A 22,710-nucleotide genomic window follows, 5' to 3' on the forward strand; every position below is an offset into this window, starting at 1 on the left:
TATTTGGCCGTGGTGCTCGATCTGTTTTCACGCCAGATCATTGGTTGGTCAATGAAGTCGCAGATGACCAGCGACGTAGCCATTGATGCACTGCAGATGGCGGTTTGGAGACGCAAGCCGAAGCAAGAGGTGATGATCCACTCGGATCAAGGCAGTCAGTACAGCAGCTCAGACTGGCGAAGCTTCTTGAAAGCTAACAACCTGGTAGCCAGCATGAGTCGTCGAGGTAACTGCCACGACAACGCTGTGGCGGAGAGCTTTTTCCAGTTGCTAAAGCGGGAACGGATCAAGCGTAAAATCTACACTACACGCCAGGATGCTCGGGATGATGTGTTCGATTACATCGAAATGTTTTACAACCCAAAACGACGTCATGGTTTCAACAATCAGCTGTCACCGGTAGAGTTTGAAAAGCGTTACGCAGCGAGCCTGGAGAGTGTCTAGAAAATCCGGGGCGATTCAGTGTGCAGTAAATGGAGAGATCGCTCCTTCGGGCCAAAGGGCCCGGCTCACACAATCAGCCGAGCATCTCCTTAATGATGGACGCGACGTTCCTGGCATCGTCTATCCCTCGGTGATAGGTACCCGTCCAAACCAAGCCCAACGACTCTACCGTTTGCTTAAGTGGTTTCGGTAGATTGTCATACAAGCCTGCATGCCATTTCCTGGCATTGAAATGGGGTAAGCCTTCGAGTAGGGAAGGGCAGGCGGCGAACTCTGCGTCTCGCTCAAGCTGCCTTGCATCATAGTCACCCCACGACGCCCAAGCAGCGTTTGGATATCGCGCAACGAACGCTCCTAGCTCCTGGCCAACCTCCACATAGGTTCGTGCACTGTCTACATCCGCTAGCTGAATGGATGTGAGCTTGATGCAGAAGTCGGTGAGGACAGGATTGATCTGCGGTCGAACGAAACGCTGGAACTCATCGACGATCTCAAGCGTTTCCAAATCGATCACCACCAACCTAGCAGCGATAACCCAGGGCAACTTATCTGCCCCGGCACTGGCGGAATAGGCAGCATCGCTTACCCGCCCAAATGACCGAACGACACCAGAACAGCTAAGCGCTTTGACCTGAAGACCTTGTAGTCGCTTTCCAGAGTCGGCTCGATGGGTCATAAAATCGCCGCGTTGAGAAGTTCGACAAGCAACGCGTATCGCGTATGGGCGGCTTAGAGCGCTTACGCTTTGAGCGGCCACTCCTCTGGTACCAAAGCTGGAGGTTTAGACCAAGGATCTTCTACCAGTGCATCTTGGAACCACTGATCTCGGAGGTTCGCGTGCTCGGTGATGATAATTTGAAACCCAGGAACCTCATCCTGGGTAAATTTTAGAAGTAGCTCAAACAGCTTACGCACGGACACCATGTCAGCATCTGCCTCGGTCATCTGTACAGAGCCATCGGCCTCCTGATAAACCTTTTCGGAGGGAAAATAGACCTGCGTTGGCTGGTCGATCATCAGAAATCGTGGAAGAGGGCGATTGCTCTTTGCCGCGAACCAGTGAAGTGCGAGCAGTGCACTTAGATGGTAAGCAAGATGGTTTTCACCGCCCCCCGTCCTGGTCATCGGCACCGGACGTTCTGTTTTGTCGAACACCACTGTCAGTTGCTTCAGATCGAAGCGTGCAGGGTAATCACTAAACTCCGCCCCAAAGCGTGTGATGTATCGCGACATCTGGGCGGATATATTATTCAAGATCGATATTAGGCGATCATCACTGTCATCCGACCCAATCGCACTCTCTAGATCCTTGACACGCAGTTCGCGCCGCTGGTGCTCAGCGCGAAGATTGCTCAAGTCAGCATCAGGGATCAGTTGTTCTAAAAACCAGCTGATTCTGCCGACAACAACGGCGGCAGCGGTGGTACGAGCTTCTGCTGAAGCGAGCGCGACATTTGCAGCAATTGCAGCGCTCAACTCGGCATCTTTCTCGGCGATCTGATCGGAGATTTTTTGATGACTTTCCTCCTCCGTAGTCAGGTAGGCCTGCAACTTTGGCCGCTGTCCAGCTACGACGGTCATTTCCTGTTCTAGCGAGGCTAGTTCCTGCAGGAGAGATGCGGCAATCGGGGTATCCATTGACAGGTTACTTTCACAGAACGGCCATTGCCACTCGCCGGTAGCAACGTTTTTGGGAAGCGATTTGATTGAGGCCAAGCGATCGATATGTTGGCTAGCTTCATTCGAAAAGCCGCCAGCTCTTTTCTCAAACTGCTTACCAGCATCGATCCGGCTCTTTATCTCCCGACGCGTCTTACGCAGATTTGCGAGCTCAGCCTCTAATTTTGTCACCCTGTCGCCGTCGTCAGCCACTCGCTTTAGGGGTATCCATTGAGCTGCCTCGCGCAGGGCCATAATCAATCCATTCTCACCGCTAGGCGTAGCATTGGTACTGATGATGCCAACAGCCTTGGCCTCTGAGTACAGCGAGATGGCTTTGAGTTGAAAAGTGTCCAGGGTCTGCTGTGCTTCCGAGAGCAGTTTCGCCTGAAGCCTCAGGTCTCGCTTTGCAATTCGTAGTTTTGCTTCGTGCTCAAACCGTTCATTTGTCGACACGCCTAGCAAAATTGGAAGGGTGTCTCGAATGGCCTGGGGCTGAAACTGCTCGTTCTGTCGGTAAAATAGCTGGTCTTTGTTTGCGACCAAACCCTGCTTTTGGAACATGTAGTAGTACGTATGCTTGATATTCGCGTCAAAGCTTACACGGCTATGCTCAGCGTCAACGTCGGTACGGTTTTCCGGAATCCCGATTAAACGTGAGAGCAGGGACGTGACGGTATCGTCATCGGCGTTAACTGCTAGCTCGTCGAAGGGCAGCGCAACTACCTGGTCACCATATCTCACCATCGCGGTGCTACAGCTCACACCTCCCGTCGGGGGGGTGGGCTTTGCAATCATCACCTGGACACCAGGCAGCTGGTAGATCACTGCAAACCAAGACACCTTGTCACGAATGATCCCTTCTGGGACGTTGAACGTGGATCGCCCCATGCAATATTCGATGATGTCCGAAAGTGCGGATTTACCGGTTGAGGATCTCCCCGTAATGACGTTTAGTCCGTCGACCTTGAATTTGAGATCTCGACGCTGACCGTCGTGGCTATACACATGGATGGAGCTGATCTTCATGGTCTGATTCCGAATGCTGTGTATATCGTCGCTCTGTCGCCAATGCGTGAAAATTCGCGGCCCAGAAGGCGGGCCACTCGCTGGCAACTAATCGACTCCTCAGTTCCAGTGATCGCTTTTTTGGTCGTTTTGGGCGTTCCGATTAGTCGACCTTCTGACGTGACCTGAAAGCAGCCCATTTGCATGGCCAGTCCGAATGCTTCAAAGGTAAACGGAAGCATCTCGGTTACCCGCTCAGCTAACGCAATGAGAAGCTGGGGATTATCCTCTATGGTCTTGAGTAAGTAGCTTCGACTGCTAGGGGCGAGGACGTCCCGGCTGCCCTTGTAAAGTGACAACGGTAGTATCAATAGGGATAACGAGAAGGGAATACCCCTTGCGTCTTCGAGCTCAAAAGCCTCAAGCGAACGCATCATTAGCAGAGCGCAAAAGGCTGGATTGAAGAGGTTCTTCGTTTCAAATGGCCTCAAGTCCCAACGCTTCATGGGTTAACTCCCACGACTCGCTGAACTCCGGCGAGGAAAGATGGATGCCAATAGACCCTAGGGGTAGGGCGGTGATTGGCTAAAATATGAAAGCCCCCGCGCAGGACATACGGCTCGGTAACGCGGGCTCGGATCTGCAATGAGGCCATGCCGCCGCTGCCTAGTTCGGCCCACTTGTAGAGGTTCTTGCCGGCGTCAGTAAGGACTGAGTCTGCGCTGTTCTCGCTCAATCCCTCGAAGACTACCTCGCGGTACCGCTCCCATTCGTCAACCAAGCGATCTTCGTAGAGCTCAATTTCCTGCGAAACGAGAAGATTCTCGCGTGCCCATGCAGATCGCTGCTCGAAAGCGCGATAGTAGTCCAAGATGGCATTTCGGATTCGGATTGAGCTAATGCCCAGAGCTCGGATCTGCTGAACGAACATCCTGGAATCAGACTCCACATCGACTTCTTCAGCCGGGGATACATTCCTGAATGTGATCGGCAGGTTGTCCGAGGCGTACTCTTCACAATACGAAGAAAGCTTGTCGGATATCTCATGGTTGTAGATCGGAGCGTCCTGCAGGCCTGATAGCATTCGGACGATCAGATCGTTCCACCACCCTTCAAGTCGCTCGTAAATAGCGTCCCTGATCTCGCGGCGAACGGTTCTCATTTTACTTTTGATAATCCGGGGTATATCGACGATCCTCGGGCTTTCATCAAAGATGGTGATCCTCGCGAAGAAGTCCTCTTTCTCTGAGTCGGAAAAGTCCTGCAGGGCTTTCTGGATAGGTAGCAGTAGTTGAGACTTACTGCTTTCCAACGCTTTAACAGCCGTCACCCATAGCTTGGGCTCTAGGTCAGCCTGCAAGGCGTCCGGCAAGAAATGGCGCAGAAATGAGTCGGATGACATCGTGGCCGTGCTGAACAAGAAGAATCTCAGATCGGACTGGATCCTATCTTGGTCATTATACCGATGGATCCAGATGTTAACCGACTTCCAAAAGTCGACCGAAAGGTTAGTAATTCGATCCCCTATGGCCTTGTGTTTCAGTGACGCGAGGGTCTTTACTCCGTTTGCGTCAATGAAGTCCAAGTCATCTTCTTTTTCGATCAGTACCGATGTGCTTTCAGGCATTTCCAGCATTTTTAATAGGGCAAATCTAGGCTGGTAAATATAGCCAAGTCCCTGCTCGCTCGCGGAAAAGCGATCCATTGAGCTACTCACAGCATACCTCCGATGTACACGCTAGCTTGATTTTTCCCTTCAATGCTCGTACGAAATGCAGTCCGATACGGTGCCTTGAAGCCCCCTTTACTGGTAAGGGGGCTTGGCGTAGCAAATGGCATCAAGATGATATCACTTGCTGTTAATGGGGACATCGCTTCTTCGGGCACCTGGGCCCGGCTAACGCAGTCAGGCAAGAATCTCTTTCACGATGGAAGTGACATTTCTCGCACGTCTGTCCCTCGGTGATAGGTACCCTGCCAAACCAAGCCCAACGACTCTATCGTTTGCTTAAGAGATTTAGGTCGATCGTCATATAAGCCGGCATGCCATTTCCTGGCATTGAAAAGGGGCAAGCCTTCAAGCAGGGAAGGGCACCCAGCTAAGCCAGCGTCACGCTCAAGCTGTCTTGCATCATAGTCACCTCACGACGCCCAAGCAGCGTTTGGACATCGCGCAATAAAGGTTCCTAGCTCCTGGCCAACATCCTAATAGGTTCCTGCACTGTCGACGTCCGCTTGTTGGATGGATGTGAGCTTTTTGCAGAAGTCGGTGAGGGTGGGATTGATTTGAGGCCGGACGAAGCGCTGGAGTTCATCAACGATCTCAAGTGTTTCCATATCGATCACCACCAGGCCAATTTCAATCGTTTCCATCTGAGCAGAAACGACTGCAAGCGGCCTTGGTGATTCCGACTCGCCAACCTCATCCCAGGTTGCCTCAAGGTCTACGCAAAAGAGGTACTGATATGGCGCGAGGAGGTTCTGGATGGATTGGAGGTGATGGCGCTTCGCTTCAATGCTCATGGCAAGTATGTCCTAACTTTGATCTGTCCAAGATACATCGACAGGATCCTAAATCCACGTGGTTGCAGGCCTTGACGAAGACTGGTTTTTTTCCCACTATATATCTGCGCCATCGACGTTGGCGTTCAGCCCTAGCTAGGTGAAGCCTCTGCAACGTCGCTCCAACATCTCTTATTGCCACCTTTAATGGTCAACTGACACTAGGGTTTAGCGTTGATCGTAAGAGGCTAGGCTATGAAATTCCCTGATACTCCTTCGCTTGCTGCTTTTAAGTCAGATGCAGCTGTTTTGCATCGTGATTTACGCAGCGGCTGTCGCTCTGCACTCGACAGAGCCATTAGTGCTCAATTGATAACTTCGGGCCCCGTGAACCGTGATATCTGCCTGCGTATCATTGCCAAAGAGTATGGTCTGCCATACCCCAAAATTGTTGCTAGAGATCAGATGATATCCCGGTATGCGGAACACTGTGTTTCTCAAGGGTTTTGGCGCAAACCATATGAAGGCGTATTCCGAAGGACGCGATTCCTGTTGCAATTCGATGCCCTTGTTGAATGTCTTCGTGACCAAGTTCCACTTGCATCTGCTGCAGATAAGCGGGGCGTCGATTTCAGCGGATTTCATTTCAGCTCGTTGCTATTTAGCAGAATTCGTCGTGTCCTCAAGCGCTTGAAAGTCCCTGATTTCAGCTATCTGCAGGCGCCCGGAAGCCTCGTGCACTACGACTGGTTCCAGGACGTTCAAAAGGCAAGCCACTGCAACTTCAGTGATGCAAAGTTCTACTGCATTACTGCTGATCCAGTGATTCAACCTGGCGCTTACGGATGGGAAACCGATTTTAGCTATGCAGATTTGCGAGGCGTTGACCTTCGAGGGGCCTATCTGAGAGAAGCCTGTTTTAAAGGGGCTAAAGTCGACGGCGCTGATCTGCGCAATGCGAATATCAATGGCTGCATATTCAACGGTGCCACAGGGCCGTTTTTGAGCGGTGAAATCCTTTATCACAACTGGGACGTAGGCCCTCAGGGCGTCGTCCCTTGGTTACCAGACGACGAAGACTGAACCGCAGCCTCTACTTAGTACCCCGCTCATACACCTAGACGAAGTTGTGGGGGCGTGGGCGGGCGAAGAAATGTTGCGATTAAAGAACGCTTTGCAAGTGAATTATACCAACGCTAGTAACGAACATTAAGTATCACTTTGAGGTGATGCCCTATCCGTGTACCTGTTTTTTTCAATTCCGGCTTTTTTCGAGATGAGAGGGCAAGGATTGGATCATCAGCTATTGGGTGAATGGCCATTGAAGTTAAGGGGAATAAGAAGATGGAAAAAATAATAGGGTTTTTCTTGGAGAAGATTTGGCCAGCTTTGTGCGCATCCGCTCAGGACGCGCGGGAGCTAATTCAGTCGAACTCATCCTTTTTCGCAACCATGAGAGATCGCAAGGGAGTTTGCTTGAATGCCTGGCTCTTCGGCATCTTCGTGGCGATTGGCTTGGGGGTTCTAGGGCTGCCAGCGTCTCGGTCTGCCGGCATTACTCCAAACCTTGAGTTTGCGGGCGTGATGACAATGATGAACTGGCTCCTCGTTGCGTTCTACGGGGTTTGCTTCGCGATAGGATCTCGGCTACTCGGAAGTGACCGCGAGATGTTGGTCAGCGTTAACACCTTCTTTTACGTCTCGGGTTGGCTGGTGGTACTAAAGTTATTCGAAATGCCCGCTTTGGGTGCACGATTCAAAGCGATGGCGCAGAGTTGTAGTGCCTTCAGCTATGACGAGGCGGTCACGTCGGCAATCCAACAAAGCTCTATGGCCAAGACTTCAGATGATATAGTGCTGATCGGTTATGTAATGTTCATCGGCTTTGCCATCGCCAAAATGCAGCGTTCAGTGCATGACTTCGGTTGGATTCGTGCGATCCTTTCAACAGTGATTGGTATGACTCTGTTGAGTGCGATGGTCTCGTATGTTCAAGAGCCCATCATCTCGCAGCTGATATGCAGCTATGTAAGTTATCCACTTAAGGGTTGATAACGTCTCACCTGTATCGGGCGAGCCACTTCACATCTGGCCCGCCACGATACGAACAAATGCTCGTGATACTTACGTTTTCAAGCTCTAAACAGATCGCCGGAATCGTTTCCGGCACGCTGTCCAAGTTCGAGTGCCCCGAATCTGCGATCGGCGATCCGCCGTATTAGCAGTAGCCCAGGGCGTCACAGTCATTGAAGACTCTGAGCTGCCAGCCATCGATTTCTACGGGCATGAGGCCATGGTAGATCTCGCTCCATGATTGTATGGAGCTTCGCATCATGATGCTAAAGGCCAAATCACCATCCCTACCAGGTGCGGGCTATTCTTGGCCTACGACCAGGAGATGAAATCGAATTCGTCGACCTGAAGAATGGCCAGTTCGCCATCGTGGTTGCAACGTATTCCGTTGAGCGACTGAAGGGCATGAATTCGCAAGCCGAAGGCCATCGTGAGCATTGATGACATGAAGCCAGTTTTTGCGCTGAAGGAGTAAATGCTCGTCGATAGCGTTTCCCAAGAAGACGCTTGCTAAGGTTTGTCTCGAGCTTCGTTCAAAGGCAGCTTCTGAGGTGGGATGTTGCTATCGCGTCTTCGGGCCTGAGGCCCGGCTCGTCGAGTGACTGCTTTATTTCATCTCGGCGTTGCCTGGTTGTCCGCTACTCCAGGCTTCAGTGAGCTCGTCTATTCGATCCGCGGTTTGCGGCTTTGTTGATAGGACTAGGCAACGAGTGTTGCCGACACACTCCTCTATCAAATACAGCGAGTCGCCAATATTCCACTCCAGTTTCTGCAATGCCTCATCGTCGTTGACGCTCAATGGAACTCCGTCCATTGAGCGTTCGGTAATGAGGGGTGAGCTTACGGCCCACTCAACCGATGCGGCTGTAGGCAACGACTAACGCTCAGGGCGATCTGCCCGAGACAAGCGGTAAGTTTGCAGGACATTCAGGGGCAAGCTTTCAACGAATGCTGTCAACTTCTCCAAATCTACAGAATTACTCAAAGACTCTGTGTGAAGCTTGTTCGCAAGAGTTATCAGGATTGCCGCGCGAAGATCCGCAATCTCTGGGGGCGGGGCGTTCTCAGGCCCCTCATAGGCAGAACGCGAGACATCGTGATAGTTCTTGTAACCAAAGCATCGAGCGAGCATTTCGCGCGCCGCTGAAAGGTTGACAGGATCAGGCCCGGGCCAGTCGCGGTGGAGGACTTTGGCGATTCGTTTGAAGCCTTTCTGAGGGATAAGGTCTTCGGGATAAATCGAGATGCGCATTAGCAATTCTCCAGTTGTCGGTATGGCGACGCGAGCCCTGCGCCGTGCAGAAGCCTGCCCGCTTGATTGGCCTCTCCGTTCGAGGCAATCAAGGGCACTTAAGGTTGGGCTAGGATTAAAGTTTGTGTTGGAAAATGGAGGGCCCACACGAGAGGCATGACATCCCACCCGATGAAGGCTGATTGGCGTCGTATGGTGATTGATGGGTGCAGACACCCATGGGGGGAGATACATATGCCGCGCAAGAATTCACCGAGAGGTGTCCCAACATCGCATCGAGTCTATTTAATCGGAGCTCGTGGGTTCGCTTATCTGGCTGTACCTCAGAATGAGCTTTCTGAGTGGATAGGAATGCCTCAATTAGCTCGGCAATCACTGCTTTAGCCACAACCCGATTATCAGAGTGACCGTATTGCTTACGGTAGACGCTCAATTGCAAGAATGGCCAATCGATAACCTGCGTTTGTAGCTTCCCGAGGTCGAAGAATTTAGCGCGACCACCACCTAACAGTTCACCACAAAGCGTCTCCATGCACTGCGCTACCACGTCTGCTATCGATGGGTAAGCTACGATTTTTGGTGAGTTTGAAGATATGATCTGATGGTAGTCGGAGTATCCGAAGCATCTAGCAAGTAGATTTTGCGCTTCTGACAGTCGGATAGGCTCGGTTCCCGGCCAATCGCGCTTTAAGCATTTCGCAAGACGCGCGAAACCGCTACCACTATTAAGATCTTGAGGGTAAATAGGAACGCGCATAATCATTCTCCAATCGTCCAGGCGGTGTCGGCTGCCCGCAGTGACTAATGTCGAATGCATGCAAAAAGAAGGGGTGCTGCGACCTGTGGGTTACCTATGCGTGCCGACCGCTCGATCCAGGAAGACCGATCCAACGTGCAAATGCTATCAGACGTGCCGGATGGGCTCAATGAGTTCATGCCGTCGTTCCTTCCACCATTCGTTCGGTCGATAGTTAACATTAGGGAATGCAAGTTTTGTTTTGCTGGCAAAAGAGGAGACTGGCGTTACACCGAAGCAGTTTCTGAAGGAGCAAATGCGATGAGAATTTCCACTTTACTGACTCTTGTCGCAGTGTTGAGCTGTGGTACTGCAGCCATGTCGCCCGCCTATGGCGCGGGAGGGGATGCTTGCCATTTTCTGCCGATGGATAACAGCTCGGCTGTCTTGTTGCAGCATTCACAATCGGTGGGAGTTCTTTACAGCGAAAACACCATAAATACCGTTCAATACCTTGAGCAGTACCATTCCGTTGCGTTGAAAGGTGCTAAAAATGATGCGCTCGATTCCCGCATCAGCAGCGCGTTTATCAACAGTTCTGAACCGAAATTTGCAATTGACTGGCTTAAGAATTCTCTCCAGAAACAATTTTCCTCAGTGACCGTTTACGACAACCTTGATGCTGTGGTGCAAGCGCACCCGGACGTGGTGGTGATGCTCGACACCTACAGCCGCCTAGTGTCGAAGCGCAATAACCAGGTCGAAGCGCGTTTCATGGCCAAGTTCTATGACTCGAACCTGCAATACATCGGCAAGGCCGAAGGCTCCCGTGAACAACAGATGCCTTTGGTCTGGGTGCATGGCAAGGCCGCACCGCAGATTGCCGCGCAGATCGACCAACAAACCGAATTACAAATCAACGCGCTGAAGCAGTTTGATGTGTCGCTGAAGGCGCTGGTTTCATCAGGGCGAATGGATCAGCTTTCAAGCAACTGATGGCTTGGTGCCCACGGATTGCGATGTGCTATCGGATGGTACTGCCGTCGAATGTGTTTACAAAAGCACGTCGTCCCATATAGACATTGCGTAGCCCTGAATTACTAGTCGTGCAGGAAACCGAAAAGGATGATTTTCAGCAGAAAGGGCTGGAAGGCCTGTGCTAGAGCTTGTTTTCGTGATGTGCATTAACTATAATGCACATCACGGCAATACGATGGTTGAGGTCACGATTTAACACGTACTGTGCATGTTTGTTGGGGGCAGGAGCTTGTTGGGGTCGCTGCAAAAACAATTTGCCTCGGTGACCGTCTACGACAACCTCGACGCACTGGTGCAAGCGCACCCGGACGTGGTGGTGATGCTCGACACTTACAGCCGGCTGGTGAGCAAGCGCAATGATCAGGTCGAAGCGCGTTTCCTCGCCAAATTCTACGACGCCGACCTGCAATACATCGGCAAGGCTGAGGGCGCCCGCGCTCAGCAAATGCCGTCAGTCTGGGTCCACGGCAAAGCGGCACCCGAGATCGCCGCGCAGATTGATCAGCAAACCGAGTTGCAAGTGAACGCGTTGAAGCAGTTCGATGCGTCGCTCAAGGCGTTAGTGACGGCGGGGAGTGTGGCGCGGGTGGCGAGCAACTGAACACTGGCTCATCGGCCCGCAGCGGTTTCGAGGGCTGCGGCTAAATGGCTCACGACGTGTGCCTCAACGATGCCTTGGTCAGCGTCCTCGAGAAACACCGCGCAGGTCGCGGTGTTTTCATGTTCGGCGCAGTGATGAACCGCCACCACGCTGCCCGGTCCGCTGCCGGTATGTCCGCTTAAAACGCGCCCGCCGCGCACCGGCCCTTGCATCAACCCGAGGCCGTAGCCTGGCGCTATCCATGGTCGACCGGCGATTGGCCCGCCGAGCGGGTAGGCGGTTTGCATTTGGTTGCGCAGGGACGGACCGAGCAGTCCACCTGTCATCAGGCGTTCCAGGCACAAGGCTGCATCCTTCAACGAACCGACCAGCAAACCGTGATAAACCCAGCCTGGGTGGTACGCAGCAGCGCTGCCCATGCGCACGTTCTTCAACGCTTCCGGGGTCGTCGCCAGGCTCACGTTTGATAAGCCGAGCGGTGCGAAAACTCGCTGGATCAATGCCTGTTCCAGCGATAGATCGCACAAACGCGTGATTAGCCTCGACACATACAAATAGCCAACGTTTGAATAGCCCCAGCCGGTTCCCGGGCCATAGCGCAGCCGGCCGGCATCAAGGCGTTGGAGCATTTCATCGGCCGACCACGGGGCGTCATTTCGCGCCACGGCCGCGTGGTAATCGGCCAGCTCGCCGTAGTCCGCCAGACCGGCCTCATGCCGGAGCAACTGGCGCAAAGTGAACGGACCTTCCGGCAGCACCTCGTCGAGATCGATCACGCCGTCGCGCACCAACGTCAGCGCCGCAGCGGCGAGCAGGGTTTTGGTAAAACTCCACCACGGCACGACGACGTCGGGCTGTTCGCCAGCGCTTGGTGAACCGTTTGAAACCAGGGAAAAAAGCATGGTGTGTGGCTCGAGGGGCAGGGCTGCGCGTTTGCGTGAGCCGCAAGTCTGCCAGAAAGTCTTTGCTGTTTGTGTTCGTTGCGGACTTTGGCTAATCTCGCCCTACGTTGCAAAACCCGCACTAACCCGCATAAAAAGGCACAACCATGCACGCGGCAATCGAGCTTCCTTCTCTGCGCCGGCAGAAAATCCTGCTGATTCTTGAGCGAGACGGCAAAGTTATGGCTTCCGAGCTGAGTCAGCATTTCGCCGTTTCCGAAGACACCATCCGCCGCGATCTCGCGGAGCTGGACAGCGCCGGGCTGGTGCAGCGCGTGCACGGCGGGGCGTTGCCGCGACCGAAAGACACCGGCAAGGACTTTTTCACCCGTGTCAGCGAAACCGATGAGGTGAAAGCCCGCCTGGCGCAACTGGCTGCGGGGTACGTGAAGAATGGCCAGATTGTGATGTTCGACTCTGGCTCGACGACGTTGCAGATCGCGCGTTCGTTGCCCTCGAACATTGCGATAACAGCGGTCACGGCCTCGCCGATGATCGCGATTACCCTCGCGGAGTATCCGGGCATAAAGGTGATTCTGGCCGGCGGCCAGATCAATCCATCGACACTGGCAGTGAGTGGGCACGAGACTATGCGGTTGTTGCAGGGGATCAAGGCTGACCTGCTGTTTACCGGGGTTTGCGCGATTCATCCCGAGGTCGGCATCAGCTCTCTGCACTTCGATGAAGTGCCGGTGAAACTGGCAATGCTCGACAGCGCCGCGCACGTGGTAGCGGTGACCACGGCGGACAAACTCGGCGCGGTCGAGCCGTTCGTGGTGGCGCCGTGCGCGCGTATCCACACGCTGATCACCGAGCACACCGTGGCCTCCGGCAACATCGAGGACTACCGCAAACTCGGGATCGAAGTGGTGCAGATGAGCGCTGCAGATTAACGCCCAACCCAATCACCGCCCCCCACGGGGGAAAGAGTTGGCCACAAATTCCGGCCATCACCCAAACCCTGTAGGAGCTGAGCTTGCTCGCGAAAGCGGTGGGTCAGGTTGATTTGATGGTGGCTGACACACCGCTATCGCGAGCAGGCTCGCTCCTACAGGGGACGGCGTTTGTCACAAATTCCGGGATCACCCGAACCCTGTAGGAGCTGAGCTTGCTCGCGAAAGCGGTGGGTCAGGTTGATTTGATGGCGGCTGACACACCGCTATCGCGAGCAAGCATCGCTCCCACGAAGCCCAATCATTGCGCGCCGAACATTGCGGTCCAATAAATCCCGCTGTCGCTCTTGGGGTCTACCGCGTACGCCGCGCCCAGTTCCTGGAACTGCGGGTTCATCAGGTTGGCGCAATGCCCCGGACTGCCGATCCAGCCGTCCACTACTTTGCGAATGGTGTCTTGGCCGGCGGCGATGTTTTCGCCGATTTGCTGGTAGCTGTAACCGGCCAGTTCCGCGCGGTCACCCGGGGTGCCGCCGTTGCGGTCCTTGTGGTCGAAGTAATTGTTGTTGGCCATGTCCCGACTGTGCGCTTCGGCGGCGGCGCCGAGTATTGCGTTCCAGGCCAGCGGCGTGGTTGCGGCGAACGCCTGGCCGCCGCACTGACGCGGTTGCGCGCGCGCCGCATTGAGCAATTCCAGCAACTTTTGCCCCTCGGCCGCCGCATCGCCCAGACGTGCGCTCAATAACGGACGCGCGAGCACAATCCGCCATTCGCGGCCCTCGCGGCTGACCCCGACGTCGATGTATTGCGGATTCAGCACCACCTGGCAAAAGCTTTCCTGCACCGCTTGCATCGCTGATTGCGCATCACGAGGCCCGGAAAGGGTAATCGCCTGCACATTGACCATCGGGTATTTGGCTTGCGACATCGCTTGTTGCAAGTCGATGTTGTGTGTCGCCGACAACACCAGGCGCGGGTCTGACGCCAGTGGTGGCAACTCCGGCGAGGCTTGCCCGCCGCAACGCTGCACCTGGCTGCGATAGGCGTTGATCGACTGCACCAGTTGCGTTTCTTCGGTGGCGAACGCCGCGCCAGCAAACGTCAGCCCCGACGACAACGCCGCAACACCCACAGCAAATGATAAAACGCGCATGAAAATCCCCCTTGAACGGACTGCGCCCATGATGCTCGATTTCGTCGCGGGAAGGGCACTGGGTTTTTGCGGTTAGTGGTCGATCTTTTTGAACAATTTGCCGTCTACACTGTAGCCAAGTCGCCTGCCGACGCCTCAAGAGCCCGCCCATCATGCGTTTCCCCTGGATAGCCACTTGCCTCGCCCTGAGCTTTTTTGCCGGCCAGGTGTTCGCTGACGATCAGGAGCAAAAAAAGGAAGTGGCCGTGGACAAGGCCCAGGTTCTGGAACAAAAAGCCGCCGACAAGGGCGCTGCCGCCCCGGCGCCGAAGAAAGCCGAGACCATCACCCAATCCGAAGTTCAGGCCGTCGACCCGGCTGGCACTGCGCCGCTGGACGAAACCATCACGTGCCTGGCGCGCAGTATTTATTGGGAAGCGAAGGGCAAGGACAGCGCCGACATGGAAGCCGTGGCCAATGTAGTGATGAATCGCCTCGGTCATCCGGGCTTTCCGGACACGGTCTGCGGGATCGTCAAACAAGGCTCGGAACGTCACGCCTGCCAGTTTTCGTGGTGGTGCGACGGCCGTGCAGACAGCGTGCAGGAAGACCGGCCTTATGCCCTGGCCAAGGAAATCGCGCGCAAGGCGCTCAACAAACAACTGCCGGATCGAACCCACGGCGCGATGTATTTCCATGACCGTTCGGTGAAACCGGACTGGACACAGGAATACGTGCGCACCGCGCGAATCGGCCGGTTCATGTTTTACAAACCGCGTGGCGGTTCAGCGAAAAAGTGTTTCAGGCGTGACTGAGGGCAATCGCGAAAGACACCACGATCATGCAGGCGATGGCCAGATTGAAGTTCATCAGGGGTAAGTCCGGTCTGTAAAAAGTGTCGCCATCGTGAACAGATCAGCGGCGAATGAAAAATTCGCTTTTGTGATTTGAATGATCGAGACAAATGATGTTTGGGTTAGAGGGAAATGTGCGTTGACTGGGAGATCGCGTTCGCGAGCAGGCTCACTCCTACAGGGAATCTCTGTCAGCCGCACAGTTTGTGTTCATAGCAGACAAACCCCCAACCGCGCCGTTCACCGAAATAAACAAAAATCCCAAGATCAGCACAGATCAAAAATGTAGGAGTGAGCCTGCTCGCGATGGGGCCTCCAGATCCAACATCACTGTCGGCCGAAACACCGCTTTCGCAAACAGGCCCATTCCCACAGGTGTTCGCGCTTACAGTTCCTGACCGAGGAAAATCAGCGTATTGCCATGCGCTTCAGCCGCTGCGCGTTGGTTGTAGCTGTCGCGGTGCGAGCAGTTGAAGCCGTGCTCGGCTTCCGGGTACACGACAATTTCAACGTTGTCGTTGCTGTCGAAACGCTCGGCGATTTGCTCGACGGCTTCCAGCGGAATGTGGCTGTCGGCTTCACCGAAGTGCATCAGAAACGGCACGTCGATCTGGTCGGCGCGGTCGAGTTGGTTCTGAATGCCGCCGCCATAGTAGGAGACCGCCACATCCACCAAACCATTGGCGGCAGTGTTGTAGGAGAGCATGCCGCCGAAGCAATAACCGATCGACGCAATGCCGCCGTCCAGGCCCGGCTGGGCTTTCAGCGCTTCGATGGTCAGTTTGATGTCGTCCTGCGCTTTGCCGACATCGGTGGCGTTCATCAGCTCGACGGCTTTTTTCCAGCCCGCTTCGTCATAGCTCAGCTCGATGCGCGGACCGCTGCGCCAGAACAGATCCGGCGCGATCACCAGATAACCGTCGGCAGCGTATTGCTCGACGACCGAGCGGATGTGTTCGTTGACGCCGAAAATCTCCTGGATCAACACAATCCCCGGACCTTTCTGGGTATGCGGTATCGCCAGGTAAGCACCGAATTTACCTTCGGGGCTGTCGATCTCGATCCATTGGGTGGTCACGCTCATGGGTGGCTCCTGTTGTCTTGCAAATGTGAGTGCAAATGTGGCTGAAAGTGTGGGTGCACCTGTGGGGAAGCGCAGCTTATCGCGAAGGTATGTCAGTTGCTGCGACGCCAGAACAGCCGCGCCAGCAAGGCATCCAGACTGAGCTTGCCAGCGCCGCAGAGCAACAGCGGCATCAGGGCGGCAAGGTAAATCAACGGCAGTTTGAAGTTGCCATGTCCTTTGTTACTGATGGCATAGCCTTGGGCAAGTTCACTCAATGTAGACCAATCGGCCGGCCAATGAACAGCCGCCGTCGCCACCACCGTCACCACCATCAGACTGATCGCCGACAGCCGTGTGCCGAGGCCGACGAGCAAGGCGAGAGCGCAAATCAGCTCGGCCCACATCGACAATTCCCAGTTCAGCGTGGCCGGCAATTGGTTGAACGGGAATGGAAAAGCATCCTGAATATCCGCGAACCAGTTCTGGCCGTTCCATTTTTCCAGGCCTGATTCAAAAAACTCCCAGGCCAGAAACACCCGCAGCGTCAGCGGCGCGACCCAGCTGCCGGCGCGGTCGAGGTTCAGGTGCAGGCCTTTGACGGCAGAGGAAATTGCGGTGTTCATGGCTGGATCTCCGTTCGATGCTTGGATTTTTTGATGAATCGACCAGCACATTTGATCAAGCGGCTGTATCTGCGATGTGTCATTGCGGCGAGGTTTCAGGCTGGAGGTGTATCGAAAACGCGGCTGTACACATTGCAATACAAGCCCACCCGATAAGCCCATGTGGGAGCAAGCTCGCTGCCACAGGTATTCAGGGGTGAATTCAGGAATACGCGTGGCGCTGGCTGCGTTTGTTTCTCAGCGCCAGTTTGCCGATCAGCCGCAACGCAATCGCCGCGCACATCATGCCGAACGGCAGCACATACCACGCGCTCATCGGGATTCGTTTGAAGTTGGAGTAGGTGAACACCGCCGCAAGCACCCACATGCCGGTCACGTGCAAGGCTTTCCAGGCTTTGGGGCCGATCATCTTCGCCGGGGTTTTGAACGAGGTGATCGCCATCAGCACAATAAACAGATAACCCAGCGACCCCGGAATGTTGCCGACCGTGGTTCGGCCCGGCCAGAACTCCGGGTTCAATTGCCCGTAGCTGTAGATCAACACCGCGTGCACCAGATGCGAAAAGGCAAACGCCAAACCGATAAAACGCCGCTCCCGCACCAGCGATTTGCTCAGCGGCGAGGGCACCAGCACCGCGAGTGCCGAGGCCAGAAACGCCGCAAGAAACAGCACAAACGAGGTCCGCGCCGTCGCCCGAATGGCGCTGCGCGTGGCTTCCACCAGGTCGGGATTGAGCAGCAGGATCGCGCCGGTCATCAACAGCACCAGCAGGGACAGCAGGCCGAACAGCGACCAGCCGTGATAACGAGGAAGTGTGGCATTCATGACAACGCTCCAAAGCAAGGGCCGACCGCGGTCAGCAGACGACAGGAGTTTGCCCGCCGCATGTATTGGCGCTGTGTCGTAAAACCGCGTTGATGCAACGCCATGTATCCCGAGAGCCGCCAGATACATTCGCCTACAAAACTGTGATTCGCCCCACGCCAGCCGCGTCTAGCGTCTGTGCCCGTCGAAACCGGCGGGCGAGACTTCGGAACCGGGCATGCAAGCGCTGTTGAACGAGATTCTAGACGCAGTTCATCCCCTGATCGGCCAGGGCAAAGTCGCCGACTACATTCCCGCGCTCGGCACCGTGCCAGCCAATCAATTGGGGATCGCCGTGTACGGCAACGACGGCGAGTTGTATTGCGCCGGCGACGCGCACACGCCGTTTTCGGTGCAGAGCATTTCCAAGGTTTTCAGCCTGGTGCAAGCCATCGATCATTCCGGCGAAGCGATCTGGCAACGCCTCGGCCACGAGCCTTCGGGCCAGCCGTTCAACTCGCTGGTGCAGCTGGAATTCGAACGCGGCCGCCCGCGCAATCCGTTCATCAATGCTGGCGCCCTGGTGATCTGCGACATCAACCAGTCACGTTTCGCCGCGCCGGCCCTGTCGATGCGCGATTTCGTCCGGCGCCTGTCCGGCAACCCGCAAGTGATGGTCGACGGCAAAGTCGCCGACTCCGAATACCAGCACCGCGCGCGCAACGCCGCGATGGCTTACCTGATGCAATCATTTGGCAACTTTCACAACGACGTCGAAGCGGTGCTGCGCAGCTATTTCAGCCACTGCGCATTGCGCATGAGTTGCGTGGACCTGGCCCGCGCCTTCTGTTTTCTCGCCAATGACGGTTTCTGCAAACACAGCGGCGAACAGATCCTCAGCGCGCGCCAGACCCAGCAAGTCAACTCAATCATGGCCACCAGCGGCCTTTACGACGAAGCGGGCAACTTTGCTTATCGAGTCGGCCTGCCGGGTAAAAGCGGGGTCGGTGGCGGCATCGTCGCGGTGGTGCCGGGGCAGTTCACCGTGTGCGTCTGGTCGCCGGAATTGAACGTCGCGGGTAACTCGCTGGCCGGCATGGCGGCGCTGGAACTGTTGAGCCAGCGGATCGGCTGGTCGGTGTTCTGACCCTCGCGCCGCTAATGACGCTTCGGCGGTTTTCCTATACATTTTCCGGCCGCCCTCTGCATGGTGAATCCGTTTCATGTCCTTGATGCTCGAACGTCTCGTCGCTGGTACGCCGATCCCTTTTGCCGGCAACCGTGTCTCGGTGGTCAGCCCCGAACTGGCGGCGCGCTTCCAGCCCGGTGACCATCTGCTGGTCGAGCAGGTGAGTGGCGAGTTGTTGTTGATTCCGGTGGTGGATCAGCAAGCGGCAGCGGTGGCGATCGAGCGCGCGCAAGCGGCATTCAGCGCGCTGTCGGCAGTGTCGGACGCGGCCATCAGCGAGTTCTTTGATCGGTTCGCGCAACGGCTGGAAACCCCGGCCTGCTGGGCATTGATCGAAGCCGCCAACCTCGCCGACATCGAACGCGCCAAGGGCCGTGGGCGCTCGACCACGCGCCTGCTCGCCGATGAACGCATGCGCCGCGACATGATCGCCGGCCTGCGCGCCTGGCGCGATGCCCCGGCCACGCGCGGCAAAGTCCTCAGTTGTATCGAGCATGACGGCTGGAAAGTCGAGCAAGTGGTCTCGCCGCTGGGCATCGTCGCGTTTGTCTTCGAAGGTCGGCCGAACGTCTTCGCCGATGCCGCTGGCGTGTTGCGCACCGGCAACACCGCGGTGCTGCGCATTGGCAGCGATGCTTTGGGCACCGCGCAAGCCATCGTCACCCATGCCTTGAACCCGGCGCTGGCCGACGCCGGTTTGCCGGCCGGCGCGGTGTCGCTGGTGGAAAGCGTCAACCATGCCGCCGGTTGGGCGATGTTTGCCGACCGCCGTCTGTCGCTGGCGGTGGCCCGTGGTTCGGGTCGCGCGGTCAGTCAACTGGGCAGCATCGCCCAGCAGGCTGGCACCGCCGTCAGCCTGCACGGCACTGGTGGCGCCTGGTTGATCGCCGACCAACACGCCGATGCCACGCGCTTCGCCGCCGTGGTGCGCAACTCGCTGGACCGCAAAGTCTGCAACACCCTCAACGTTTGTCTGATCCACCGCGAGCGTGCCGCAGAACTGGTGCCGCTGTTTCTCGATGCCCTGCAACAGGCCGGAGCCGCACGCCAGCAGGGCTGCAAATTGCACATCGTCGAGGGCAGTGAAACCTGCTTGCCGAACGATTGGCAGAACGCCAGCGTCGAGGTTTATCGCGCCGATGGCTATGTCACCGAGGCTTTGGCCGAACCGTTGGCGGAAGATCAATTGGGCCGCGAGTGGGAGTGGGAAGAAACCCCGGAAGTCAGCCTGAAAATCGTCGACGACCTGGATCAAGCCATCGACCTGTTCAACCGCTACAGCCCGCAATTCACCGTGTCGCTGATCAGCGAAACCGCCGAGGCGCACGAGCGTTTCTACAATGCCGTGAACGCGCCTTTTGTCGGCAACGGCATCACCCGATGGGTCGACGGTCAATACGCGCTGAACAAGCCGGAATTGGGCCTTTCGAACTGGGAAAGCGGTCGCCTGTTCGCCCGCAGCGCGATTCTCTCGGGCGACGGGGTGTTCACCGTGCGCAGCCGCATGACCCAGACCGATCTGTCGGTGAAACGCTGAGTCGGCTGAGCGTTAGCGAGAAAATTTGCGCGCGCCGGCCACGCAGAGGATCACCGCGACGGTGACGCCGAGCATTCCCAGGCTGACTTGCTCATGCAGCAAGGTGGCGGCGAGCGCCAGACCGAAGAACGGTTGCAGCAATTGCAGTTGGCCCACGGCGGCAATCCCGCCCTGGGCCAATCCGCGGTACCAGAACACAAAACCGATCAACATGCTGAACAGCGAAACGTACGCCAGGCTCAGCCATGCCGGTGTGCTGATCGGCGAAAACGACGCTGGCAAGCGCAGCCAGGTCAGCGCTGCCATGAACGGCAACGCCAGCAGCAGCGCCCAGCAAATCACCTGCCAGCCGCCCAGGGTTCTTGAGAGTTTTGCGCCCTCGGCATAACCGAGTCCACACACCACCACCGCCAGCAGCATCAGCAGATCACCGGTCGGCGACGCGCTCAGCCCTTGCGACACGGCAAAACCGACCACCAGCAAACTGCCGAGAATCGAGAACAGCCAGAACGCCGGTTGCGGCCGTTCGCCGCCGCGCAGCACGCCGAATACCGCCGTCGCCAGCGGCAGCAGGCCGATAAACACGATTGAATGCGCCGACGTCACGTACTGCAGGGCCAGCGCGGTCAGCAGCGGAAACCCGACGACCACGCCCAGTGCGACCACGATCAACGGGATCACTTGTTGCCGGGCAGGGCGCTGTTCCTTGAACAGCCACAACAGGCACAGCGCGAGCACACCGGCAATGGTCGCGCGGGCGACGGTGAGAAATACCGGATCAAATTCCAGCACCGCAACGCGCGTCGCCGGCAGCGAGCCGCTGAAAATCACCACGCCGATCAGACCGTTGATCCAGCCGCGCGTGCTGTGTTGCAGCGTCGGGCTATTGAGGTTGGTGCTGCGTTCCATTCGGCGTCACTCCGTGTCTGCGGCGGGTTGCTTTTAGCGCATCCTATGGCTGAAGATCAGCACAATCAAAAAATTGTCATGGATACATTGGCGATGGCACGTTCCCGCTACAAATCCTTGGTCGATAGCTTCGCGGCGGACATTCGCTCAGGCCGATTGCTGCCCGGCACGCGCTTGCCGACACACCGTCAACTCGCCGCGAGCGAGGGCCTGGCGCTGGTCACGGCGAGTCGGGTCTACAGCGAATTGGAGGCGATGGGCCTGGTCAGCGGCGAAACCGGGCGCGGCACGTTTGTCCGCGAAACTTCGCTGCCGCACGGGTTGGGCGTGCATCAACCGAGCGTGGTAGCGGGCATGATCGACCTCAATTTCAACTACCCGGCGCTGCCCGGTCAGGCTGAGTTATTGCGTACGGCGCTGCGTCAGTTGGCGTTGTCCGGCGACCTCGAAGCGCATTTGCGTTACCAGCCGCACGCCGGGCGCTTGCAGGATCGCGCCTCCGTGGCGCGGCATCTGCACACGCGCGGCTTGCACGTCGAGGCCGAGCAGGTGTTGATCGTCAGCGGTGCCCAGCACGGTTTGGCGGTGACCATGATGGCGCTGCTGCAACCTGGCGACGTGATTGCAGCAGACGCGTTGACCTATCCGGGTTTCAAGGTATTGGCCGAAACCCTGCATCTGGAAGTGGTGGCGATCCCGGTCAGCGACGGCGGGCCGGACCTTGCCGCGCTGGATAAGCTTTGTCGCAGCCGTTCGGTGCGTGCCGTGTACAGCATGCCGACCTTGCACAATCCGCTGGGTTGGGTGATGGCGCTGGAGCAGCGCGAGCACCTGGTGGCGATTGCGCGCCAGCATGATTTGCTGATCATCGAAGACGCGGCGTATGCGTTTCTCGCCGAAGCGCCGCCGCCACCGCTGGCCGAATTGGCCCCGGAGCGGACGGTGTACGTTTGCGGATTATCCAAGAGTATCGCTACCGGGTTGCGCGTCGGGTTTGTCGCGGCGCCGCTGGCAAAAGTCGCGGCGCTGGAACGAACGATTCGCGCAACCACCTGGAACACCCCTGGCGTGATGACGGCGATTGCTACCGGTTGGCTGGATGACGGAACCGTGCATTTGCTCGAAGCGCAAAAACGCGCCGATGCGCAGGCGCGGCAGGCGTTGGTCGATGAGCTGCTGGCCGGTTTGCACATCATCCGCCATCCGTCGTCGTATTTTGTCTGGCTGCCCTTGTCGGAGGAGGCAAGGGCGGATCAGATCGTCATGGCGTTGTTGCAAGAGCAGGTGTCGGTGTCGACTGCCGAACCGTTTGCGACCTCGGTGCACGTGCCGCACGCGATTCGCCTGGCGCTCGGTTCGGTGGATATGGTCACCCTGCGCCAAGGGTTGCTGAAGGTGAAAAAGGTCGTTGGCGCGTGGCTGTGATTCCGCGCTCAGGCCAGTGAGAG

Annotated in this window: 22 protein-coding genes and 1 pseudogene; 10 read left to right on the plus strand and 13 right to left on the minus strand. The window is 56.6% G+C overall.

Annotation, left to right across the window (positions count from 1 at the left end; translation table 11 throughout):
• Nucleotides 1–444: IS3 family transposase (locus BI292_RS10900; protein ID WP_157831249.1), on the plus strand; the 444-nt coding region annotated here is incomplete at its 5' end.
• A gap of 73 nt (nucleotides 445–517) precedes the next feature.
• Here the strand turns inward: BI292_RS10900 and BI292_RS10905 are convergent.
• The 5 genes from BI292_RS10905 to BI292_RS29145 all read right to left on the minus strand — a co-directional run bounded on the left by BI292_RS10905 (nucleotide 518) and on the right by BI292_RS29145 (nucleotide 5,634).
• The gene (locus BI292_RS10905; RefSeq protein WP_101207883.1) at nucleotides 518–1,120 is read right to left on the minus strand and encodes a 3'-5' exonuclease; all 603 of its coding nucleotides are present in this window, start codon (nucleotides 1,118–1,120) and stop codon (nucleotides 518–520) included.
• A 62-nt stretch (nucleotides 1,121–1,182) separates the two neighbouring features.
• Entirely contained in the window at nucleotides 1,183–3,132 is a 1,950-nt protein-coding gene (locus BI292_RS10910; RefSeq protein ID WP_101207884.1) for a DUF3732 domain-containing protein, read from the minus strand.
• Complete coding sequence (locus tag BI292_RS10915) at nucleotides 3,129–3,617, minus strand: three component ABC system middle component (protein ID WP_101207885.1); 489 nt, start codon at nucleotides 3,615–3,617, stop codon at nucleotides 3,129–3,131. The genes BI292_RS10910 and BI292_RS10915 overlap by 4 nt, the downstream gene beginning before the upstream one ends.
• Complete coding sequence (locus BI292_RS10920) at nucleotides 3,614–4,816, minus strand: ABC-three component system protein (protein WP_101207886.1); 1,203 nt, start codon at nucleotides 4,814–4,816, stop codon at nucleotides 3,614–3,616. Before BI292_RS10920 ends, BI292_RS10915 begins: the two co-directional genes overlap by 4 nt.
• 500 nt (nucleotides 4,817–5,316) lie before the next feature.
• The gene (locus tag BI292_RS29145; RefSeq protein ID WP_256592648.1) at nucleotides 5,317–5,634 is read right to left on the minus strand and encodes a 3'-5' exonuclease; all 318 of its coding nucleotides are present in this window, start codon (nucleotides 5,632–5,634) and stop codon (nucleotides 5,317–5,319) included.
• Nucleotides 5,635–5,868: 234 nt separating this feature from the next.
• On the opposite strand from BI292_RS29145, the gene BI292_RS10930 reads away from it, so the two are divergent.
• Both BI292_RS10930 and BI292_RS10935 read left to right on the plus strand, forming a co-directional pair.
• On the plus strand, nucleotides 5,869–6,696 hold the full coding sequence (locus BI292_RS10930; RefSeq protein WP_256592649.1) for a pentapeptide repeat-containing protein: 828 nt from the start codon (nucleotides 5,869–5,871) through the stop codon (nucleotides 6,694–6,696).
• 231 nt (nucleotides 6,697–6,927) lie between these two features.
• Nucleotides 6,928–7,665: a hypothetical protein gene (locus BI292_RS10935; RefSeq protein WP_101207888.1), complete on the plus strand. Its 738-nt coding sequence runs from the start codon at nucleotides 6,928–6,930 to the stop codon at nucleotides 7,663–7,665.
• Between the two features lie 628 nt (nucleotides 7,666–8,293).
• On the opposite strand, the gene BI292_RS29155 is transcribed toward BI292_RS10935, so the two are convergent.
• On the minus strand, nucleotides 8,294–8,500 hold the full coding sequence (locus BI292_RS29155) for a hypothetical protein (RefSeq protein ID WP_101207889.1): 207 nt from the start codon (nucleotides 8,498–8,500) through the stop codon (nucleotides 8,294–8,296).
• Nucleotides 8,501–8,563: 63 nt separating this feature from the next.
• Entirely contained in the window at nucleotides 8,564–8,938 is a 375-nt protein-coding gene (locus BI292_RS10950; RefSeq protein ID WP_101207890.1) for a hypothetical protein, read from the minus strand.
• A gap of 1,057 nt (nucleotides 8,939–9,995) precedes the next feature.
• Between BI292_RS10950 and BI292_RS10955 the strand changes: the two genes are divergently transcribed.
• Nucleotides 9,996–10,670 carry an ATPase gene (locus tag BI292_RS10955; RefSeq protein WP_101207891.1) on the plus strand — a complete coding sequence of 225 codons (675 nt, stop codon included), beginning with the start codon at nucleotides 9,996–9,998 and terminating at the stop codon, nucleotides 10,668–10,670.
• 271 nt (nucleotides 10,671–10,941) lie between these two features.
• Nucleotides 10,942–11,313: pseudogene (locus BI292_RS10960) on the plus strand (ATPase); the annotation flags it as partial.
• Between the two features lie 8 nt (nucleotides 11,314–11,321).
• Here the strand turns inward: BI292_RS10960 and BI292_RS10965 are convergent.
• Nucleotides 11,322–12,215 (minus strand): serine hydrolase, encoded by an 894-nt coding sequence (locus tag BI292_RS10965; RefSeq protein ID WP_101207892.1) that lies wholly within the window; start codon nucleotides 12,213–12,215, stop codon nucleotides 11,322–11,324.
• 146 nt (nucleotides 12,216–12,361) lie between these two features.
• Between BI292_RS10965 and BI292_RS10970 the strand changes: the two genes are divergently transcribed.
• Nucleotides 12,362–13,147, plus strand: a complete 786-nt coding sequence (locus BI292_RS10970; RefSeq protein WP_101207893.1) for a DeoR/GlpR family DNA-binding transcription regulator — start codon at nucleotides 12,362–12,364, stop codon at nucleotides 13,145–13,147.
• 301 nt (nucleotides 13,148–13,448) lie between these two features.
• On the opposite strand, the gene BI292_RS10975 is transcribed toward BI292_RS10970, so the two are convergent.
• Nucleotides 13,449–14,300, minus strand: a complete 852-nt coding sequence (locus BI292_RS10975) for a CAP domain-containing protein (protein ID WP_101207894.1) — start codon at nucleotides 14,298–14,300, stop codon at nucleotides 13,449–13,451.
• A gap of 152 nt (nucleotides 14,301–14,452) precedes the next feature.
• On the opposite strand from BI292_RS10975, the gene BI292_RS10980 reads away from it, so the two are divergent.
• Nucleotides 14,453–15,094: a cell wall hydrolase gene (locus tag BI292_RS10980; protein WP_101207895.1), complete on the plus strand. Its 642-nt coding sequence runs from the start codon at nucleotides 14,453–14,455 to the stop codon at nucleotides 15,092–15,094.
• A gap of 424 nt (nucleotides 15,095–15,518) precedes the next feature.
• Here BI292_RS10980 and BI292_RS10985 read toward each other — a convergent pair whose 3' ends face one another.
• The 3 genes from BI292_RS10985 to BI292_RS10995 all read right to left on the minus strand — a co-directional run bounded on the left by BI292_RS10985 (nucleotide 15,519) and on the right by BI292_RS10995 (nucleotide 17,648).
• Entirely contained in the window at nucleotides 15,519–16,217 is a 699-nt protein-coding gene (locus BI292_RS10985) for a dienelactone hydrolase family protein (protein ID WP_092280510.1), read from the minus strand.
• A gap of 92 nt (nucleotides 16,218–16,309) precedes the next feature.
• Nucleotides 16,310–16,822: a DoxX family protein gene (locus BI292_RS10990; RefSeq protein ID WP_092280512.1), complete on the minus strand. Its 513-nt coding sequence runs from the start codon at nucleotides 16,820–16,822 to the stop codon at nucleotides 16,310–16,312.
• A 202-nt stretch (nucleotides 16,823–17,024) separates the two neighbouring features.
• Nucleotides 17,025–17,648: a ferric reductase-like transmembrane domain-containing protein gene (locus BI292_RS10995; protein ID WP_092280514.1), complete on the minus strand. Its 624-nt coding sequence runs from the start codon at nucleotides 17,646–17,648 to the stop codon at nucleotides 17,025–17,027.
• A gap of 217 nt (nucleotides 17,649–17,865) precedes the next feature.
• On the opposite strand from BI292_RS10995, the gene glsB reads away from it, so the two are divergent.
• A complete protein-coding gene (gene glsB, locus BI292_RS11000; protein WP_092280516.1) occupies nucleotides 17,866–18,774 on the plus strand; it encodes a glutaminase B in 909 nt (302 codons plus the stop codon).
• Between the two features lie 76 nt (nucleotides 18,775–18,850).
• Nucleotides 18,851–20,353 carry an aldehyde dehydrogenase family protein gene (locus tag BI292_RS11005; protein ID WP_101207896.1) on the plus strand — a complete coding sequence of 501 codons (1,503 nt, stop codon included), beginning with the start codon at nucleotides 18,851–18,853 and terminating at the stop codon, nucleotides 20,351–20,353.
• Nucleotides 20,354–20,365: 12 nt separating this feature from the next.
• On the opposite strand, the gene BI292_RS11010 is transcribed toward BI292_RS11005, so the two are convergent.
• Nucleotides 20,366–21,262, minus strand: a complete 897-nt coding sequence (locus BI292_RS11010) for a DMT family transporter (protein WP_101207897.1) — start codon at nucleotides 21,260–21,262, stop codon at nucleotides 20,366–20,368.
• A 93-nt stretch (nucleotides 21,263–21,355) separates the two neighbouring features.
• Between BI292_RS11010 and BI292_RS11015 the strand changes: the two genes are divergently transcribed.
• Entirely contained in the window at nucleotides 21,356–22,687 is a 1,332-nt protein-coding gene (locus tag BI292_RS11015) for a PLP-dependent aminotransferase family protein (protein WP_101207923.1), read from the plus strand.
• Nucleotides 22,688–22,710 lie beyond the last annotated feature (23 nt).

The sequence above is a fragment of the Pseudomonas sp. 43NM1 genome, assembly GCF_002836905.1.
In the GTDB taxonomy this organism is placed as follows: Bacteria; Pseudomonadota; Gammaproteobacteria; order Pseudomonadales; family Pseudomonadaceae; genus Aquipseudomonas; species Aquipseudomonas prosekii.

Coding starts and splice junctions, on each gene's coding strand:
- BI292_RS10930 (WP_256592649.1), top strand. CDS start 5,869: ATGAAATTCCCTGATACTCCTTCGCTTGCTGCTTTTAAGTCAGATGCA.
- BI292_RS10950 (WP_101207890.1), bottom strand. CDS start 8,938: ATGCGCATCTCGATTTATCCCGAAGACCTTATCCCTCAGAAAGGCTTC.
- BI292_RS11010 (WP_101207897.1), bottom strand. CDS start 21,262: ATGGAACGCAGCACCAACCTCAATAGCCCGACGCTGCAACACAGCACG.
- BI292_RS10905 (WP_101207883.1), bottom strand. CDS start 1,120: ATGACCCATCGAGCCGACTCTGGAAAGCGACTACAAGGTCTTCAGGTC.
- BI292_RS10990 (WP_092280512.1), bottom strand. CDS start 16,822: ATGAACACCGCAATTTCCTCTGCCGTCAAAGGCCTGCACCTGAACCTC.
- BI292_RS10935 (WP_101207888.1), top strand. CDS start 6,928: ATGGCCATTGAAGTTAAGGGGAATAAGAAGATGGAAAAAATAATAGGG.
- BI292_RS10920 (WP_101207886.1), bottom strand. CDS start 4,816: ATGGATCGCTTTTCCGCGAGCGAGCAGGGACTTGGCTATATTTACCAG.
- BI292_RS11005 (WP_101207896.1), top strand. CDS start 18,851: ATGTCCTTGATGCTCGAACGTCTCGTCGCTGGTACGCCGATCCCTTTT.
- BI292_RS10955 (WP_101207891.1), top strand. CDS start 9,996: ATGAGAATTTCCACTTTACTGACTCTTGTCGCAGTGTTGAGCTGTGGT.
- BI292_RS29155 (WP_101207889.1), bottom strand. CDS start 8,500: ATGGACGGAGTTCCATTGAGCGTCAACGACGATGAGGCATTGCAGAAA.
- BI292_RS10910 (WP_101207884.1), bottom strand. CDS start 3,132: ATGAAGATCAGCTCCATCCATGTGTATAGCCACGACGGTCAGCGTCGA.
- BI292_RS10970 (WP_101207893.1), top strand. CDS start 12,362: ATGCACGCGGCAATCGAGCTTCCTTCTCTGCGCCGGCAGAAAATCCTG.
- glsB (WP_092280516.1), top strand. CDS start 17,866: ATGCAAGCGCTGTTGAACGAGATTCTAGACGCAGTTCATCCCCTGATC.
- BI292_RS10915 (WP_101207885.1), bottom strand. CDS start 3,617: ATGAAGCGTTGGGACTTGAGGCCATTTGAAACGAAGAACCTCTTCAAT.
- BI292_RS10975 (WP_101207894.1), bottom strand. CDS start 14,300: ATGCGCGTTTTATCATTTGCTGTGGGTGTTGCGGCGTTGTCGTCGGGG.
- BI292_RS11015 (WP_101207923.1), top strand. CDS start 21,356: ATGGCACGTTCCCGCTACAAATCCTTGGTCGATAGCTTCGCGGCGGAC.
- BI292_RS10995 (WP_092280514.1), bottom strand. CDS start 17,648: ATGAATGCCACACTTCCTCGTTATCACGGCTGGTCGCTGTTCGGCCTG.
- BI292_RS10980 (WP_101207895.1), top strand. CDS start 14,453: ATGCGTTTCCCCTGGATAGCCACTTGCCTCGCCCTGAGCTTTTTTGCC.
- BI292_RS10985 (WP_092280510.1), bottom strand. CDS start 16,217: ATGAGCGTGACCACCCAATGGATCGAGATCGACAGCCCCGAAGGTAAA.
- BI292_RS10965 (WP_101207892.1), bottom strand. CDS start 12,215: ATGCTTTTTTCCCTGGTTTCAAACGGTTCACCAAGCGCTGGCGAACAG.
- BI292_RS29145 (WP_256592648.1), bottom strand. CDS start 5,634: ATGAGCATTGAAGCGAAGCGCCATCACCTCCAATCCATCCAGAACCTC.